Source organism: Bacillus sp. BK450 (genome assembly GCF_004364885.1).
In the GTDB taxonomy this organism is placed as follows: domain Bacteria; phylum Bacillota; class Bacilli; order Bacillales; family Bacillaceae; genus Bacillus; species Bacillus safensis.
The window spans coordinates 169,539-184,946 of sequence record NZ_SOBQ01000004.1; the positions used below are offsets into that span (position 1 = coordinate 169,539).

Genomic DNA, 15,408 nt, shown 5'->3' on the forward strand with positions numbered 1-15,408 from the left:
AACCTGCACTGACGGGTTCATGCTTTTTTTGCGCCTGCTTGCGACTTGTTTCTATACAAATCTGACTGGAAAGAAGTATGATAAATGTATCACTTAATCAGGGAGCAATCGGGATGGAAGAGATATTAGAAAAGCTTCATACATTTTTTGATGTCGATAAATTAATTGCATTTATTAGCGGCTATTTAAAAAAACCAGTCATTTTAGAAAGCACAGAGTGTCAGCTCCTTGCTTATAATTCTTACAGCATTCAGCAGTTTGACCCAGTCAATCAGCAAACGATTTTCTCCAAGGAATGTCCGGGGTCTGTGGTCGATTGGTTAAAGAAAACAGGGGTAATTGAGCGGCTTCACAAGGAGTCAAAGCCTTTTTATGTGAGCGGCCATGACGAGCTCGGATTTAATCGGCGGGTGGCTGTGAGCGCCAAGCATAAACAAGAGGTAGTAGGCTTTATTTGGGTGCAGGACATTGAGGACTCCCTCTCTCAGGAGGAGCTGCAATTTTTACACGAAGCTTCCTTTCAGGTTGGAAAAGTGATTTATAAGAATAAGAAACAGCTTGAGAAAAAGGAAGGCAAGATTGAAGAGTTTTTCAAAAAGGTCATGGATGATCATTTTTATACAGAAGAAGAGCTGAAATGGGAGGCTGAGAACTTAAGCATTCCACTGCCAGCCGTATTTACCGTTATGGTCGTGCACGCTGCCGATAACAAAAGTGAGACGGCAGAAGATGTGAAGGATGTCATTCGAACGTATTTGCAGCTAGAGGATAAAGTGAATCACGTCTATTCGGTTCAAGCAGATATTGTCGTTATATTTGGCAGCCTGTCAGACCGGCACTCACCGAAAGCGACTGCCGCTGATGTCATCGCACATCTGCAATCAAAAACGAATGCCCATCCTTCCCCTTTGTATATTGGGATGGGAAGAGAGTATCGTGATGTCATGAAAATGAGTACAAGTCGATTTGAAGCGATAGAGGTCGTCAAGGCAGTGAAAATTGTCGGAGGACAAGAACTGATTCCATATGATTATGAGAATTTAGGGGTCTTCCGGTTTTTAGACTCTATTTACAGCCATCAAAAAAAGAAAAACGACTTCAATCCAGATTTGTTACGCTTGAAGGAAAAAGACCGCGAGAGTCAAACCTCGTTTTTAAAAACGCTGGAAGTCTACTTATTGAATAACTGCAAGCTAAAGCCAGCGGCGGAGCAGTTGTTTATTCATCAAAATACATTAAACTATCGAATGAAACAAATTTTTGACATGACTTCGATCGACTTAAGTCATTTTAGCCAGCGGTGTGAGTTGTTTATTGAATTGATGCTGATGAAAAAAGATCAATAATCATGATGGAATCCGCAGGTGCATAGGATCACCTGCGGGTTTTCATGTGACATGCGAAAATGGCATACAACTGAAGCATTTCGTTGTATGATAGATAAAGATTTTATGAGAAAAGTGAAAGGGGGGCCACCTTTGGGATCAGTCACCTTAGCCATTTTGATTTTCATCATGACCCTCGTCCTTGTCATTTGGCAGCCAGGACGTGTCACCATAGGATGGTCAGCATGTGGAGGCGCCATTCTTGCACTTGCCTTTGGTGTCGTTCATCTGGGCGATGTGTGGGAAGTCACGCAAATTGTATGGAACGCTACCTTTGCCTTTATTGGCATTATTATCATTTCGTTAATTTTAGATGAGATCGGTTTTTTTGAATGGGCTGCCCTGCATATGGCAAAAGCCGCAAGAGGCAACGGTGTCCGCATGTTTATTTACTTAACATTGCTCGGCGCTGTTGTGGCTGCTTTTTTTGCCAACGATGGAGCGGCACTGATCTTGACCCCAATCGTTTTATCTGTGGTGAGAGCGTTGAAGCTGGATGAGCGCATGGTGCTTCCTTTTGTGATGGCAAGCGGTTTTATTGCAGACACAACCTCCTTGCCATTTGTCATTAGTAACCTGGTCAATATCGTATCAGCCGACTATTTTCATATTGGTTTTCTAGAATATACAGCGAATATGTTCGTGCCAAACCTTGTGTCGCTTGGAGCGAGCATGCTGGTTCTGTATGTATTTTACCGAAAGCTTATCCCAAAAAACTACGATCTGTCACAGGCAAAGGAACCGGCATCAGCTATTCGAGATATCCGTATGTTCCGTTTGTCTTGGTATGTGCTCGGCTGTCTGCTTGTGGGTTATTTTGCGGGGGAGCTGATCGGTATTCCAGTGTCCATCATCGTAGGCGGGATTGCCCTTGCTTTCTTGTGGCTGGCGAGAAGAAGTCCGCAAGTGGCGACAAAGCGAGTGATCAAAGAAGCGCCGTGGTCCATTGTGTTTTTCTCGATCGGTATGTATGTCGTCGTATATGGACTGAAAAATGTCGGTCTTACAGAAATATTGGCGGCATGGATCCAGCAAGGGGCTTCACATGGCTTGCTTGCAGGAACGATGTTTATGGGCGTGCTTGCCGCAGTGCTGTCCTCTGTGATGAACAATCTGCCGACCGTTTTAATTGATGCGATTGCCATTGGACATACAGATACAGCAGGTGTCATGAGAGACGGACTGATTTATGCCAATGTCATCGGCTCCAACCTTGGACCGAAAATGACCCCAATCGGCTCATTGGCGACATTGCTGTGGCTTCATGTCTTAAAGAAAAAAGGCGTCCATATCTCTTGGGGGGCGTACATGAAAGCCGGAATCATCCTGACCATCCCAACCTTGATTATCACATTACTCGGGTTATATGTATGGTTATGGCTTATTCATTAATTATCGTGTAGACAAATCCTCGCATTCGCCCGCAGGTCTGCGCTCCGGTGCTTAGGGCTGCAAAGGTTTTCTATCATGCTGAAAAAGAGCAGATCCATGAGATCTGCTCTTTTTTTGCTACAGATATTTCGCATAGCGTTTTTCTAAAAAGTCCTGAAGCAATGAGACGACACTGCAAATGCCCCAGTAAATGAGTGCGACCAAAATATACATGGTCATATAATCGAATTCTCGTCCGCCTACAATTTTTGCTTGCTGGAAGAGCTCTGGTACAGTAATCATTGCTGCCAGTGAGGAAGCTTTGATTAAATCGAGCATGACATTGGTCAATGGCGGCAGGGCGATGCGGACGGATTGAGGCAAAATGACACCACGCATCGTTTGCCAATAGCTGAGACCTAATGATTTAGCAGCTTCCACCTGTCCACTTGGAACAGAGGAGAGGGCCGCCCGGTTAATTTCTGCAATATAGGCAGCACTATTAAAGCTGAACCCAATAATGGCGGCAGTGACCGCTGTGAACTCAATGCCGATATAGGGGAATCCAAAATAGAGAATAAACAAAATCACCAGAATGGGCACGCCTCGCATGAATGAGATATACAGTCGTGCAGGCAGCCGAAGAATCCATGAATTCGCCATCCTGGCAAGAGCGATAAAAAAGCCAAGAATGGTACCAAAAAACATGCTCACAAAGGAAATGAGCAGCGTCAGCCAGATGCCTTTCATAACAAACGGAAATGACGCCTTTGCCAGTGCAGGATTAAATATATATTCTAAATGAATATCTCCCACGATTGCGGCTCCTTATTTGGAAATGTCGACATCTTCGACATCAGCATCAATTTTCTTAGAAACGTCTGCATGATTAAAGAATTTCTCAGAAATCTTTTTCATTGTTCCGTCTTTTTTCATGTCGCCTAATACACGATTTAATTCTTTTTGAAGCTCTTTGTTGTCCTTCTTCATAACAAAACCTTGTTCATTCGGCATGTACTTCAAGTCAGGATGAATCGTAATATTTAGTTTAGGAAATGCAGCAAGAGCCAGTGTCTGCAAGTAATAATCATTTAGAATAACATCTGTACGGCCGTTTGCAACATCCTTTAGGTATTGCTCGTTTGTCGCATTATCATAAATGACTTCCTTTGCACCGTACTTACGAGCGACATCCATATAAATCGTTGTGGCAGCCCCTGCTGCTTTCTTTCCTTTTAAATCTTTTAAAGTTTTAATGCCAGATAAATCATCTTTCCGAACGATAGCCGTTCCGTAGGAATATTTATAAGGGGTTGAAAAGGCAAACTTGTCTTTTCTGTCATCTGTGATGTCGATATCATTTGCAGCGGCATCCACTTGACCAGAATTAATGGCGCTCAGCATCCCATCATAGCCCATTTCTTTAAATTCTACTTTCACATCAAGACGTTTAAACGCTTCTTTGACGACTTCTACTTCATAGCCAGTTAATTGATCCTTGCCATTAGAAGTATCATGATAAGAAGTTGGATAAAGGGTGCCTGAAGTTGCAACCACGATTTTCCCTTTCTTTTTAATCTGATCCCACTTTGTGTCTTCAGATTGAGATGAGCCTGATTGACTGCAAGCAGACATGATAAGGATGAAAGCAGATACAACAAGCATGATCCATATAGGTTTTTTATGATAAAAACGACTCATTTAAGAATCCTCCTCTATTTTTTATACAAAACAAAACATAGCACGCTTTCTCTATAAGGACAACGTTTTCAGAAGAAAAGTGAAAAAGTAAGAATATTATAAGCAATTTACGTGTTAGAAATAATGTATAAAAAAGGAAAGCGAGCGCAAAATAAAGGCGAATAAAGGAGGGAACAACAATGATGAAAAAAATAAGTAGTTTGATCATCTTGTCGATGATGCTGTTATTTGGTTTTCATATAGAAACGGCTCATGGAGAAACACCTCAAATGGAAAAGCGCCCGGTGACACATCAAGTGAAATTAACAGCAGAACAACAAAAACAAATTGAAATCCTTGAGCAGCAAATTCTTTCTAAGCGAAAAGAAGTCATTGAGAAATATATACAGTACGGCGTGTTAACAAAGGAACAAGGCACACACATCACGAAACGAATGGATGAGCATTACACTCATTTGAAAAAGAACGGATTTGTTCCATTGCTGAAAAAACCACAGCACCATCGCCCATGATAATGATGAAACCGGCAGCTTTAAGTGCCGGTTTTTTATTGTCGATCAGAAGGTGAGACTTTCCCCATCTTGAGGGACAAAAATGGCTTGATCTGCATGATGCTCTTGAACGTAAGCTTCTAAAGCATCTCTTGTTAACAGGCAATGATTCACAGCTTCAAGATGACAGGCGACAATTTGAGCTTTTGGCTGAGAACGGTGAATGTCTAGAATCTCTTCCTTGGTCATTGTAATGGGATCGCCTTCTAAAAATTGAGCAGCCCCGCTATTGACCACAATGACGTCTGGCTTGCTTGTATTCACAACCTCTTTCGGTTCATCACACCAAATGGTATCTCCTGCAATATAAAGGGTAGGTTCATCAGGGTGAGAGAAAACAAAACCGCTCACCTGCCCCATCCGCTTCGCCGTTTCTCCCGTCCCATGCTGTCCGCCTGTACGTTTAATATGAACGCCGCAAATGTCCATTTCATCTTCAATGCATGTGACATGCTGAAATCCAGCTTCTTCAACTTCTTTTCGATCCTTCTCCGATTGAGTATAAATTGGTTGATCCTGAGCTAATTTCCTTTTGGCCTCGTCGTCAAAGTGGTCCACATGTAAATGAGAGAGTAAGACAGCATCTGGGTGTAACAGACTGTCTAAATCTATATTTACAGGAAGCTCCACAATAGGATTGTTCAAATGTTGATTGGCTGTATGAGGGAACGGTGGATATGTTCCTTTTGCTGCTAAAAAGGGATCGATTAAAAAAGTTGAATGACCATAGTGAAGGTATAAAGTCGCATTGCGAATGAGTGTAATTTTCATAAAAAGGCCTCCTTTTTTTCTGATTAAGTTTACAGTATATTAAAAGAGTTCTACGTGACAGAGGATTATGAAAGTCTTTTGGCAGAAGGGCTTGATTTTTGAAAGAGGTGAGCCAATGCTAGACCAAACAGATATGAATATTTTAAAAGAACTATCAAAGAACAGCCGATTAACGATGAAAGCTCTAGGTGAAAAAGTTCATTTAACCGGCCAAGCTGTTGCAAATCGGGTGTTAAAGCTAGAAGAAGAAGGCGTGATTGAAGCATATACCATTTCAATTGATTGGCAGACACAAAAGACGATTCAAACCTTTTTGCAGCTATATACCCGTAGTCATCATCATGAACCACTTCTGTCGTTTCTTTATAAAAAGGAAGAAATCAAGAATTTGTTCAAAATAAGTGGTGAAGGCTGTTATATGGCTGAAGGACATTTCTCCAGTCATGATGAACTTGATCAGTTTTTAACGGAGCTGACGAATTACGCAAATTACAAACTGTCTATTGCGGTTAAACGTCTCATTCATCAGTAATAGAAGAGACGCAGGAGGAAAAGGAACGATGCAAAAATTAATCGAAAATCAAGCTGAACCGATGACAAAGGAAAGAATCAAAGCAGACTTGGTTCAACTTGGTGTGAAAAAGGGCATGATTTTATGTGTTCATTCATCTTTATCATCAATCGGCTGGGTAAATGGAGGCGCTGTAGCCGTCATACAAGCATTGATGGAAACCTTAACAGAAGAAGGGACACTGATTATGCCGGCACAAACGTTAGAGCTTTCTGATCCCGCCGATTGGATCGATCCGCCTGTTCCTTATTCATGGTGGAAATCGATCAAAGAAACAATGCCCGCATTTGACCCAGCTTACACGACACCAGCAGCAATGGGAAAGGTGGCGGAAACATTTTGGAAATACCCAGGCGTGGCGAGAAGCAATCATCCCCATTTTTCATTCACCGCCTGGGGGAAAAGAAAACATGAAATTCTGCAACACCATGCACTTTCCTTTGGATTAGGAGAGCAGTCGCCTCTTGGCCGCATGTATGATCTTCATGCTCAAGTGCTGCTGCTTGGCGCATCATTTGAGAGCATGACAGCTTTTCATCTAGCTGAATACCGAATCCCTCAACAGGACCTCATGACAAGAGGAGCCCCTATTTTAGAGAATGGGTGGAGGGTATGGAAAGAGTACCAAGATATCATCACAAGAGAAGAACTATTTGAACAGATTGGCCGTGATTTTCTGCAATCAGGAGGCATCCATCAGCACAATCAAATTGGACTTGCCAGTTCATATTTACTGCCCATGAGAGAATCGGTAGACTATGCGGAACAGTGGCTTGATTTATATGATCAGTCGTAATCTACACTGTTTGGAAATTTACATAATAAACGTCTTGATCAGGCTGCTGTGAGGTGTAGCAGGTAAGCTGGTAGTTTCCTTTTGGAATGGAAAAAGACAGCACATTGGCCATGACGCTTGTGATATAAACTTGGTCACTTGTAAGCGTAAAGGGAACTGTTATGGCTCTATCAACCGAGACTTGGGGCTCATCGCTATTTAATGTCACAATAATAGACGCCTTTCCATTATTGATTCCTTCAAAGGAAACTCCTTGATCTCCTGTTGCAAATCCTTGAAGAATGTCCTCATCTGTCCAATCAATAACAGGTGGTGTTTCGCTTCCGGTGTATACCGTGATTTGGTGGTAGGAGATAGATAGGGAATAGGCTTGATTTAAGTGATTCATATAAAAAACTCCTTTATTTATGGATTTTCGTTGGAACGTGAATGGTTAAAGAGTGATTCTTGAGGAGAAAGTTAGGCAGCAAGACGATTGTCGCCGTCTTGCGCTATTTGGTGTGGGATCTAGATGTGAAATTGCGAGACCATTGCTTTTAAATCTCCTGCTAAATGGGCAAGCGCTTCTGATGAAGCTGTTACTTCTTCCATTGCAGCAAATTGTTCTTCTGTTAAACCGGCTACTTGCTGTGAATGTTCACTCGTTCGTTTCACGCCTTCTGTAATAGACGCAAAAGACTGTTTCGCATCGTTTGTATAAGCTGCGATTTTTTGTGATGCACTTGATAAATGCTTAATGCCATTCGCCATTTCTCTCATCGACTGCTGGATATCATGAAATGATTCCTCTGTATGAGAGATAAGTACAGCCCCTTGAGCCGCTTCCTCTCTTACTCGTTTGATGGCATTCGTCGAATGAGTCATCTCTTTTTGTATTTCAGAAATGAGATGGGAAATCATGTTTGATGATGCTTGAGATTCTTCTGCAAGCTTTCTCACTTCGTCTGCGACAACAGCAAATCCTTTTCCGTGCTCACCTGCCCGTGCTGCTTCAATTGCTGCATTAAGAGCTAGCAGGTTTGTCTGGCTGGCGATATCTGTAATGACTTTGGAAATATGATCAATTTCAGCTGAACGTGTTTCCAACGCTTGAATCGCTGTACCGTTTTCTTCAATTGATTTTGCAATAGACGTCATTTGTGAATGAACTTCACTGATATTGTGTACACCTTTTTGGGCCACTTCTTGTGCGGAGTGACTTCTTGAAGCCATTTGTCCTGCATTTTCAGTGATGTTTGCCAGCTCGTTTGATACTTGAATCATCGTGTGCTCACTGGCTGTCATTTGAGTGGACTGTTCTTCTGAAGATTGTGCCACTTCTTGAATCGTGTAGGTGATTTTTTCTGATGCTGCACTCGTTTCTTCTGCGCTAGCTGACAGCTGCTCAGAGGATGTGGCCACTAATTCAGACGTGTTCATGACATTTAGAATGGTTTGATTTAATTTTTCACGCATCTTATTGAAATGGCCAGCCAGATCAGACAATTCATCACCAGCAGTATCCGTCACATTGATGGTTAAATCACCTTCGCCTGCACTCTTAATGGCAGAAGCCATATGCTTGAGACGTGCCTGAATCCGTTTAGTGAAAATAGAAATAATGATGACCGAAACGATCAGACTTAACAAAAGGACGATGACAAATTGTATATAGAATGACTGAAGCATTTGTGAAATCATGCTTTGATTGGCCCCAGTATAAAAAATACCAATTGTTTCGCCTGCTTCATTTTTGATCGGCATATAAGCCGTTTGATAGTCTTTCCCGGCAACATTTGCAGTGCCGTAATAGTTTTCTCCTTTATCTAAAACAGTGGTCTTCACTTCAGGAGAGACTTCTGTACCTACAGCTCGTTTCCCATTTAACATGACATTCGTAGCAACGCGGGTATTTCCTTGAAAAATCGTGATGGTATCACCGGTATATTCGGCTAATTGGTCAACCAATGTGTCATGATCATTCATTTGCGTATTTCCTTTGAATAGCTTGTTCTCTTTAATCTGCCATGAGCCTTCTACTTTTTCATTCAGGTAGGCGTAGCCTAGTTTTAAATCACCTTTTGCTTTTTCAGTTGCCATTTGCTTGATGTTTTCTGTCATCTCGCGATTCACCACATAACCAACAACTGCGGAAAAGATGATGAGGACACTTAAAAAGATCAGCAAAATTTTGGCGCCAAGCCTCAGTTTTCCCTTTTTCTTCATGCTTTTTAACTCCTTTAGGTATAAGGTAGGATATCCCTCCTTAAGGATTATCGGCATGAAAAAAGTGTTTAAAATACCTGCATGCAGTCATGTGAAAATTTTTTTAATATAGAAAAGGGAAAGGCTGCTAATCGATGATAAATTGAATTCTTGTGCCGTCAGGATCATCCGATAATTGATGACTTACCCACGAGCCTGCGCCTCTATTATCAGAAGGGCGTACATATTTGACAGAAGCTCCTGTGCCTCCTTCTTTGCACATTGCCATTGGCCATTCGTCACGATCATACCCGCGTTTTGTTGGAACGCCATGTAATGATCGATCCCTTTGCTCATCACTATGTTTACGGTCAATTGTACAAATGGATGAATGACCTTCATCAATGGCTTCTTCTATGTGCTTGGCTGTTTCGGGATAGCGGTCTGATGGAAAATGAATCGTTTTGTCATAAGATGAATTCGCTGTCTCTTGTTTCCCTTGCTCCAGCTGGATATAGCCTGTTGCTACACCAATAACAATCAATAAAAGCAAGAGAATCATTTTAAGAAGTTTCATAGGTGCTGGCTCTCTTTCTTGTTTGCGTATTTTGTAAACAGAAGTATAGCAGAATTACTTACCAATTTCTCCTGGTTTTGAAAAAACGCCTTTTAAAATTCAAAAAACAGATTTTACTTGATTTCTTGTTTTTCATTTTTGTAGAAATTCATAAAAATTTTAATTTTGTAGATCATAAAACGATTATGCTCATCCAAAATGGCTTTATCACTGCTTTTTGAGCTAATTTCAAGAATTTAACACACAGAAATTTCAAAAAAATAAAATTGACTAGACCGATCTGCTTTAATAATATGGAGTCAAATATCAAAAAATGTCGTAATTTATCAAAATATGATTCTAATTACATTGTAGGAGGGAAGTACAAATGGCGGATGTCTCATACCGGCTCGGAATAGACATAGGCGGAACATTTACTGATTTATCGTTGATAAATGAAGCAACAGGGGAGCTGACTGAACTCAAGACACCCACAGTGACTGATGACCCAGCCCAAGGTATTATCAATGGGTTAAATCTTCTAAAAAAAAGAGGTGTTGATTTATCCAACATCCAATACCTCGTTCACGGAATGACAATCGGTCTTAATACATTATTGCAGCGAAAAGGAGCAGATTTAGCCCTTTTTGTGACAGAAGGATTTCAAGATATATTGTCACTTCAACGTTTACGATTACCCATTCCTTATGACTTCAATTCTCGTTTGCCAGAACCATTGATACCTCGGAAGCATGTATATCCAATCTCTGAAAGGTTGATACACGATGGTACGATCAAAAACCCTCTCCATCTGCAGCAGTTAGATGATGCAGTCCAGCATGTTATATCTAAAAATCTAGCAGGTATCGTCATTTCTTTTTTACATAGTTATCAAAACCCAGTTCATGAATTACAGGCAAAAGCCTATATCAATCATCATTATCCACAGTTAGAAGTCCTTACTTCATCTGAATTATGGCCTCAAATGAGGGAATACGAGCGTACAGTGATGTCTGTTGTTAATTTGTACATTCAACCAAAGGTGAAACAGTATTTACAAACACTGAAAAGTCGTTTGAAGGAAGAAGGTGTACCAATTTCTCCATACATTACACAATCAAATGGTGGTTTAATGGATGCAGAAAGTGCGGCAACTTCGCCTGTTAAGACTCTCTTTTCTGGTCCGGCAGCTGGTGTCATCGGTGCGGCGAGAATTGCAGCATCAGCTAGTGAACCCAACCTGATCACTTTTGATGTCGGGGGGACGAGTGCAGATATCTCGATTATTCAAAATGGACAGCCTACAATGGCGCAATCCAATCAGCTTTCAGGCTTCCCAATTATTCTTCCATCTGTTGCGATGTATTCAATAGGAGCAGGGGGAGGTTCGGTAGCATGGATTGATCAGGGCGGACTTCTAAAAGCGGGGCCAGAATCAGTTGGCTCAAATCCGGGACCAGCTTCGTATGGAAAGGGAGAAAAAGCAGCTTTAACTGATGCGTTTCTCATATGCGGTTATCTCAATCAAGAACGTTTTGCCGGAGGACATTTACAATTACAGTTGTCTGCGGCGAAAAAGGCCTTTCAGCCAATTGCTGATCAGCTCAACAAAACGGTTGAAGAGGCGGCTGACCAGCTCATTCAAGTAGCCGTAGCCAATATGTACACAGAATTAAGCAATGTGATGGAGCAGCAAGGATTTGACCCTAGAGATTTTAGTTTGCTGGCGTTTGGCGGAGCAGGACCGGTTGTAGCGAATTTTCTTGCGAGAGAAATTCATGCGAAAAATGTGGTTGTTCCTCCGAGTCCGGGTACATTATGTGCATTAGGTGCTCTGACCGCTGACTTTATTCATGATGCGGTGCTGTCGAAGAAAATATGCTTACAAGACTATTCGATCAACCAACTAAAACAAGATTATGAGAAGCTGTCGCGAAAAGCGACTGATTGGGTCAGCCAGCAGGACATTCAGCATATCAATCAGACATCCATTCTATTATTAGCAGACGCACGTTATCAAGGACAGGCATTTGAGATTGAATTGCCATTATCGATTGATTGGCTAAAACAAGAACAAGACATCCACCAACTCATTGAAGCCTTTCACAAACTGCATCAGCGTCAATATGGTCATAGGGATGATCAGGCAAACATCGAGTTTACTCATTTACGCGTTCGAGTCATAGGCGAGACGCCTCCGCTGCCTTTTTCACTTGTTCATGAAAGCAGCGGACAGTCTTTGAAACCATATGAATATAGACGAATCTTTATAGAGGAAAAAGAATACGAAGCATCGGTTTATAACCGGTACACTCTGTCAGTAGGTTCTATTGTAAATGGACCAGCCGTTATTGAGCAGGATGATACAACAACATTAATTTTGCCAAACTGGGCAGGCAGCATTGATCCATCAGGTAACTTAGTGATTTCAAAGGAGGCAGCTTTACATGAGAACTGATCCAGCAAAGCTTGAGATGATGCGCAGTTATTTTAATGCGATTGCATCAGGCATGGGACATGTCATTGAACGAACGTCATTTACGACCTTCGTCAAAGAATCTGCTGACTTTGCGACAGCATTAGCCACGCCTTCTGGAGATTTCTTTGTTTATCCGAAGACAGTGGGTGTGACGATCTTTTTAGGGCTGAGTCTAAAAAAGGCGATTGAAGAAAGCGGGCCGATGCAGCCAGGAGACATTATCATCACTAATGATCCTTATACGACAGATGGTTTGGCGACTCACCTGCCAGATGTCCATATCATTAAGCCGATTTTTGTAGATGGTGAAATTGTCAGCTATGCTTGGTCTTTTGTTCATGTCAGTGATGTGGGTGGACTTGTGCCTTCGAGTATTTCACCGACAGCAACGGATGTTCATCAAGAAGGATTAAGAATTCCGCCAGTAAAAATTTATGAAGGCGGAAAAGAGAATCAGGTCGTACGTACCTTTTTAAGAGCTAACAGCCGCGCTAGTCATCTAAATGATGGTGATATCAATGCGATGATTGCTGCAGTGAATACAGCAGATATTCGGTTAAAAGAAATGATTGAGAAATTCGGAAAAAACGAAGTGAAACAAGGAATGATAGACTTGCTGAAGCAAGCCGAGGATCGTGCTGGAAAGGTCATTGAAGCTATACCGGATGGAACGAGTGAATTTGCTGATTATTTAGATGATGATATGATCTCAGGCGTCCCTATTCGGTTGAAAATCAAGCTAACGATCAAAGGGAAACGGCTGACGCTCGATTTTTCTGAGTGTGATCCCCAAGTAAAAACAGCCTTTAACCTTGTTACCAACGGTCAGAAACATTCCTTTCTTTATCAAGGGTTGATTAATTACATCATTAGTAAGGATCCTTATATACCGATTAATGGTGGAATAACGTATCCAATTGACGTGATCTCTCCTAAAGGAACGCTGGTGCATCCAGAATACCCAGCTTCTGTCGGGATTCGTCATTCGATTACGATGAGGCTGTACAATGTCGTGCTAGGCGCCATTGGTAAGCTGTTACCTGAAGCAGTGCCGGCAGCAGGTGCAGGTCAATCTGCCATTGTGGTTCTCTCTGTACCTGATGATCAAACGGGTGGCAGGAAAATGTCCGTTGTCGAACCATTAGGCGGAGGCGGAGGTGCTCAAAATGGTACTGATGGAGTGGACGGTATTGATCATTCGTCAGGTTTTTTGAAGAATACCCCAATTGAGAGTTTGGAACAGCATATTGATATTCATGTTCACCGATATGAGCTTCTGCCGAATACAGGTGGAGCTGGTGAAAATCGAGGCGGACATGCGATTGGTTTGGAATTTGAAATGATAAAGCCTGAATCGATGGTGACAGCACGTGGAATGGAACGGATGAAGTTTCAGCCTTGGGGATTAATGGGCGGCCGAGCAGGAGCGGTTGGTGAGGTCAAGCTGATCACAGCTAATGGTGAGAAACAAGACCAGCCCAAAATAGATGTCTTGCGACTTGATAAAGGCGATATCGTTCAATTGATTTCACCAAGTGGAGGCGGCTGGGGGAATCCATTTGACAGGAAGAAAGAAAAAGTCCTTCAGGAAGTGGAAGCAGGTCTATTAAGTGAAGAAAGAGCGCTGCAGCAATATGGTGTGAAAGTATATTTAGACCAAAATGAATGGAAGATTGATGAGGAGCAGACGAGCAGGGTGCGTGAAAAGGTTAATCATTCTCCATCTACTGACGTGTGGGATTTCGGAGAACAAAGAGCAGCTTATGAGAAAGTATGGACGGACGAAGCCAGCAGTGAGCTTGCCGTTCAGCTTCGTTCCTATCCGGCTAATGAACGTACGCACTATAAACATGCAGTTCATCAACATTTCAGTCATAGAAATGAGCCGTTAACAAAGAAAGATATTACTCAAGCACTTCGTCAAATGAATGGACAAAAAGGGGGAAATGAATCATGAAAAGAAGATTAATCGCTATTTTTGCAGGCATCCTATCAATCGTTGTACTGCTGACCGCTTGTGGTGGAAATGGAAAGGATCAAGGCAAACAGCAGCAGACTGTGATTGTTGGCGTATATGGAGGCGATTGGGAAAAGAATATCAAACCAATCCTCGAAAAGTTTGAAAAAGATACAGGAATTAAAGTGCAAACCGTCTCTGGGGCGGATTCTGAATGGTTTACAAAATTAAAAGCGTCAAATGGGAAAAATCCACCATATGACTTACTAATCTTACAGCCTGATACGATTCAAAGAGGTATCGCGGCAAACGTTCTTGCGCCTATTGATGAAGATCAAGCGCCGAACGTCAAAAAGCTTTACCGTTCTGTCCAAAAGAAGCTTACTGTGAATGGAAAACAATATGCAGCAGGCTTTAGTATGGGGCAGCTTGGTATTGCTTATAGAAAAGACCTCGTCAAGCAGGAACCAAACAGCTGGACTGACCTATGGAACAGTCAGCTGAAAGGGAAGGTAGCCATTTCATCTCCGACTTATTCAGCCGGTTTGCAATTTTTCTCTGCACTTGTTCATGCGCAAGGGGGGACAGAATCAAATCCTAAGGATATTGATAAAGCATTTAAAAGTCTCGCGCAGTTGAAAGGTCATGTTGCTGCTTTTCCAGATAACCCAGGATCGATTCAAACCTTGTTAGAACGTGGGGATGTTGCGGCTGTTCCATATTGGGACGGGCGAGTATTTGCACTTGAAGAAGAAGGCATGGATATTGGTTTCTCATATCCGAAAGAAGGTGCTGTTGCAGCTGTTGCGAGCTGGGCTTTAACGAAGGGAAGTCCGCATGAAGAAGCGGCGTACAAACTATTAAACTACTTAAGTGGAAAAGAAGCTCAGGAGGCTTTCTCGGAAAAATCTTATTATGGCATGTCGAATTCTGATGTGAAATACGATGACAAGATTAAGGGGAAAGTGAAAGTTGGAGAAAATTATTACAGCAAGCTGACGTGGGTAGATTATGAAACAGCGACCTCTGAGCTTGGCAATTGGACAAACCGATGGAACGAAGTATTAGGCGGAGGAAAATAGGTGA

At 42.0% G+C, this 15,408-nt stretch carries 14 protein-coding genes; 8 read left to right on the forward strand and 6 right to left on the reverse strand.

The genetic code is table 11. The features are described from left to right. Positions 1–113: 113 nt before the first annotated feature. A complete protein-coding gene (locus tag EV579_RS15100) occupies positions 114–1,346 on the forward strand; it encodes a PucR family transcriptional regulator (RefSeq protein ID WP_133744732.1) in 1,233 nt (410 codons plus the stop codon). A 132-nt stretch (positions 1,347–1,478) separates the two neighbouring features. Then, positions 1,479–2,777, forward strand: coding sequence for an arsenic transporter (locus EV579_RS15105; RefSeq protein ID WP_024424314.1), 1,299 nt, complete (start codon positions 1,479–1,481; stop codon positions 2,775–2,777). Positions 2,778–2,894: 117 nt separating this feature from the next. Here EV579_RS15105 and EV579_RS15110 read toward each other — a convergent pair whose 3' ends face one another. Both EV579_RS15110 and EV579_RS15115 read right to left on the reverse strand, forming a co-directional pair. Then, positions 2,895–3,572: an amino acid ABC transporter permease gene (locus tag EV579_RS15110; protein ID WP_034283291.1), complete on the reverse strand. Its 678-nt coding sequence runs from the start codon at positions 3,570–3,572 to the stop codon at positions 2,895–2,897. Positions 3,573–3,584: 12 nt separating this feature from the next. Beyond that, positions 3,585–4,457 (reverse strand): transporter substrate-binding domain-containing protein, encoded by an 873-nt coding sequence (locus EV579_RS15115; RefSeq protein WP_024424312.1) that lies wholly within the window; start codon positions 4,455–4,457, stop codon positions 3,585–3,587. Between the two features lie 182 nt (positions 4,458–4,639). On the opposite strand from EV579_RS15115, the gene EV579_RS15120 reads away from it, so the two are divergent. Beyond that, entirely contained in the window at positions 4,640–4,969 is a 330-nt protein-coding gene (locus EV579_RS15120; RefSeq protein WP_133744793.1) for a DUF2680 domain-containing protein, read from the forward strand. A gap of 45 nt (positions 4,970–5,014) precedes the next feature. On the opposite strand, the gene EV579_RS15125 is transcribed toward EV579_RS15120, so the two are convergent. Beyond that, a complete protein-coding gene (locus EV579_RS15125) occupies positions 5,015–5,779 on the reverse strand; it encodes an MBL fold metallo-hydrolase (protein ID WP_133744733.1) in 765 nt (254 codons plus the stop codon). A gap of 115 nt (positions 5,780–5,894) precedes the next feature. Between EV579_RS15125 and EV579_RS15130 the strand changes: the two genes are divergently transcribed. Together EV579_RS15130 and EV579_RS15135 are read left to right on the forward strand one after the other, a co-directional pair. Further along, on the forward strand, positions 5,895–6,311 hold the full coding sequence (locus EV579_RS15130; RefSeq protein ID WP_025092811.1) for an Lrp/AsnC family transcriptional regulator: 417 nt from the start codon (positions 5,895–5,897) through the stop codon (positions 6,309–6,311). A gap of 28 nt (positions 6,312–6,339) precedes the next feature. After that, positions 6,340–7,146 (forward strand): AAC(3) family N-acetyltransferase, encoded by an 807-nt coding sequence (locus EV579_RS15135; RefSeq protein ID WP_025092812.1) that lies wholly within the window; start codon positions 6,340–6,342, stop codon positions 7,144–7,146. Between the two features lies 1 nt (position 7,147). Here EV579_RS15135 and EV579_RS15140 read toward each other — a convergent pair whose 3' ends face one another. The 3 genes from EV579_RS15140 to EV579_RS15150 all read right to left on the reverse strand — a co-directional run bounded on the left by EV579_RS15140 (position 7,148) and on the right by EV579_RS15150 (position 9,907). Continuing rightward, entirely contained in the window at positions 7,148–7,534 is a 387-nt protein-coding gene (locus EV579_RS15140) for a competence protein ComJ (protein WP_024427268.1), read from the reverse strand. 119 nt (positions 7,535–7,653) lie between these two features. Then, positions 7,654–9,351, reverse strand: coding sequence for a methyl-accepting chemotaxis protein (locus EV579_RS15145; RefSeq protein ID WP_133744734.1), 1,698 nt, complete (start codon positions 9,349–9,351; stop codon positions 7,654–7,656). A gap of 127 nt (positions 9,352–9,478) precedes the next feature. Continuing rightward, positions 9,479–9,907, reverse strand: coding sequence for a NucA/NucB deoxyribonuclease domain-containing protein (locus tag EV579_RS15150; RefSeq protein ID WP_024424305.1), 429 nt, complete (start codon positions 9,905–9,907; stop codon positions 9,479–9,481). Positions 9,908–10,274: 367 nt separating this feature from the next. Between EV579_RS15150 and EV579_RS15160 the strand changes: the two genes are divergently transcribed. Genes EV579_RS15160 through EV579_RS15170 form a run of 3 tightly spaced genes read left to right on the forward strand, consistent with a single transcriptional unit; the run spans position 10,275 to position 15,404 of the window. Then, a complete protein-coding gene (locus EV579_RS15160; RefSeq protein ID WP_133744735.1) occupies positions 10,275–12,344 on the forward strand; it encodes a hydantoinase/oxoprolinase family protein in 2,070 nt (689 codons plus the stop codon). Further along, positions 12,334–14,322 (forward strand): hydantoinase B/oxoprolinase family protein, encoded by a 1,989-nt coding sequence (locus tag EV579_RS15165; protein WP_133744736.1) that lies wholly within the window; start codon positions 12,334–12,336, stop codon positions 14,320–14,322. The genes EV579_RS15160 and EV579_RS15165 overlap by 11 nt, the downstream gene beginning before the upstream one ends. Beyond that, on the forward strand, positions 14,319–15,404 hold the full coding sequence (locus tag EV579_RS15170; protein ID WP_133744737.1) for an ABC transporter substrate-binding protein: 1,086 nt from the start codon (positions 14,319–14,321) through the stop codon (positions 15,402–15,404). Before EV579_RS15165 ends, EV579_RS15170 begins: the two co-directional genes overlap by 4 nt. The last annotated feature ends 4 nt before the right edge of the window (positions 15,405–15,408 follow it).

Coding starts and splice junctions, on each gene's coding strand:
- EV579_RS15150 (WP_024424305.1), bottom strand. CDS start 9,907: ATGAAACTTCTTAAAATGATTCTCTTGCTTTTATTGATTGTTATTGGT.
- EV579_RS15115 (WP_024424312.1), bottom strand. CDS start 4,457: ATGAGTCGTTTTTATCATAAAAAACCTATATGGATCATGCTTGTTGTA.
- EV579_RS15130 (WP_025092811.1), top strand. CDS start 5,895: ATGCTAGACCAAACAGATATGAATATTTTAAAAGAACTATCAAAGAAC.
- EV579_RS15100 (WP_133744732.1), top strand. CDS start 114: ATGGAAGAGATATTAGAAAAGCTTCATACATTTTTTGATGTCGATAAA.
- EV579_RS15165 (WP_133744736.1), top strand. CDS start 12,334: ATGAGAACTGATCCAGCAAAGCTTGAGATGATGCGCAGTTATTTTAAT.
- EV579_RS15170 (WP_133744737.1), top strand. CDS start 14,319: ATGAAAAGAAGATTAATCGCTATTTTTGCAGGCATCCTATCAATCGTT.
- EV579_RS15140 (WP_024427268.1), bottom strand. CDS start 7,534: ATGAATCACTTAAATCAAGCCTATTCCCTATCTATCTCCTACCACCAA.
- EV579_RS15120 (WP_133744793.1), top strand. CDS start 4,640: ATGAAAAAAATAAGTAGTTTGATCATCTTGTCGATGATGCTGTTATTT.
- EV579_RS15160 (WP_133744735.1), top strand. CDS start 10,275: ATGGCGGATGTCTCATACCGGCTCGGAATAGACATAGGCGGAACATTT.
- EV579_RS15135 (WP_025092812.1), top strand. CDS start 6,340: ATGCAAAAATTAATCGAAAATCAAGCTGAACCGATGACAAAGGAAAGA.
- EV579_RS15145 (WP_133744734.1), bottom strand. CDS start 9,351: ATGAAGAAAAAGGGAAAACTGAGGCTTGGCGCCAAAATTTTGCTGATC.
- EV579_RS15125 (WP_133744733.1), bottom strand. CDS start 5,779: ATGAAAATTACACTCATTCGCAATGCGACTTTATACCTTCACTATGGT.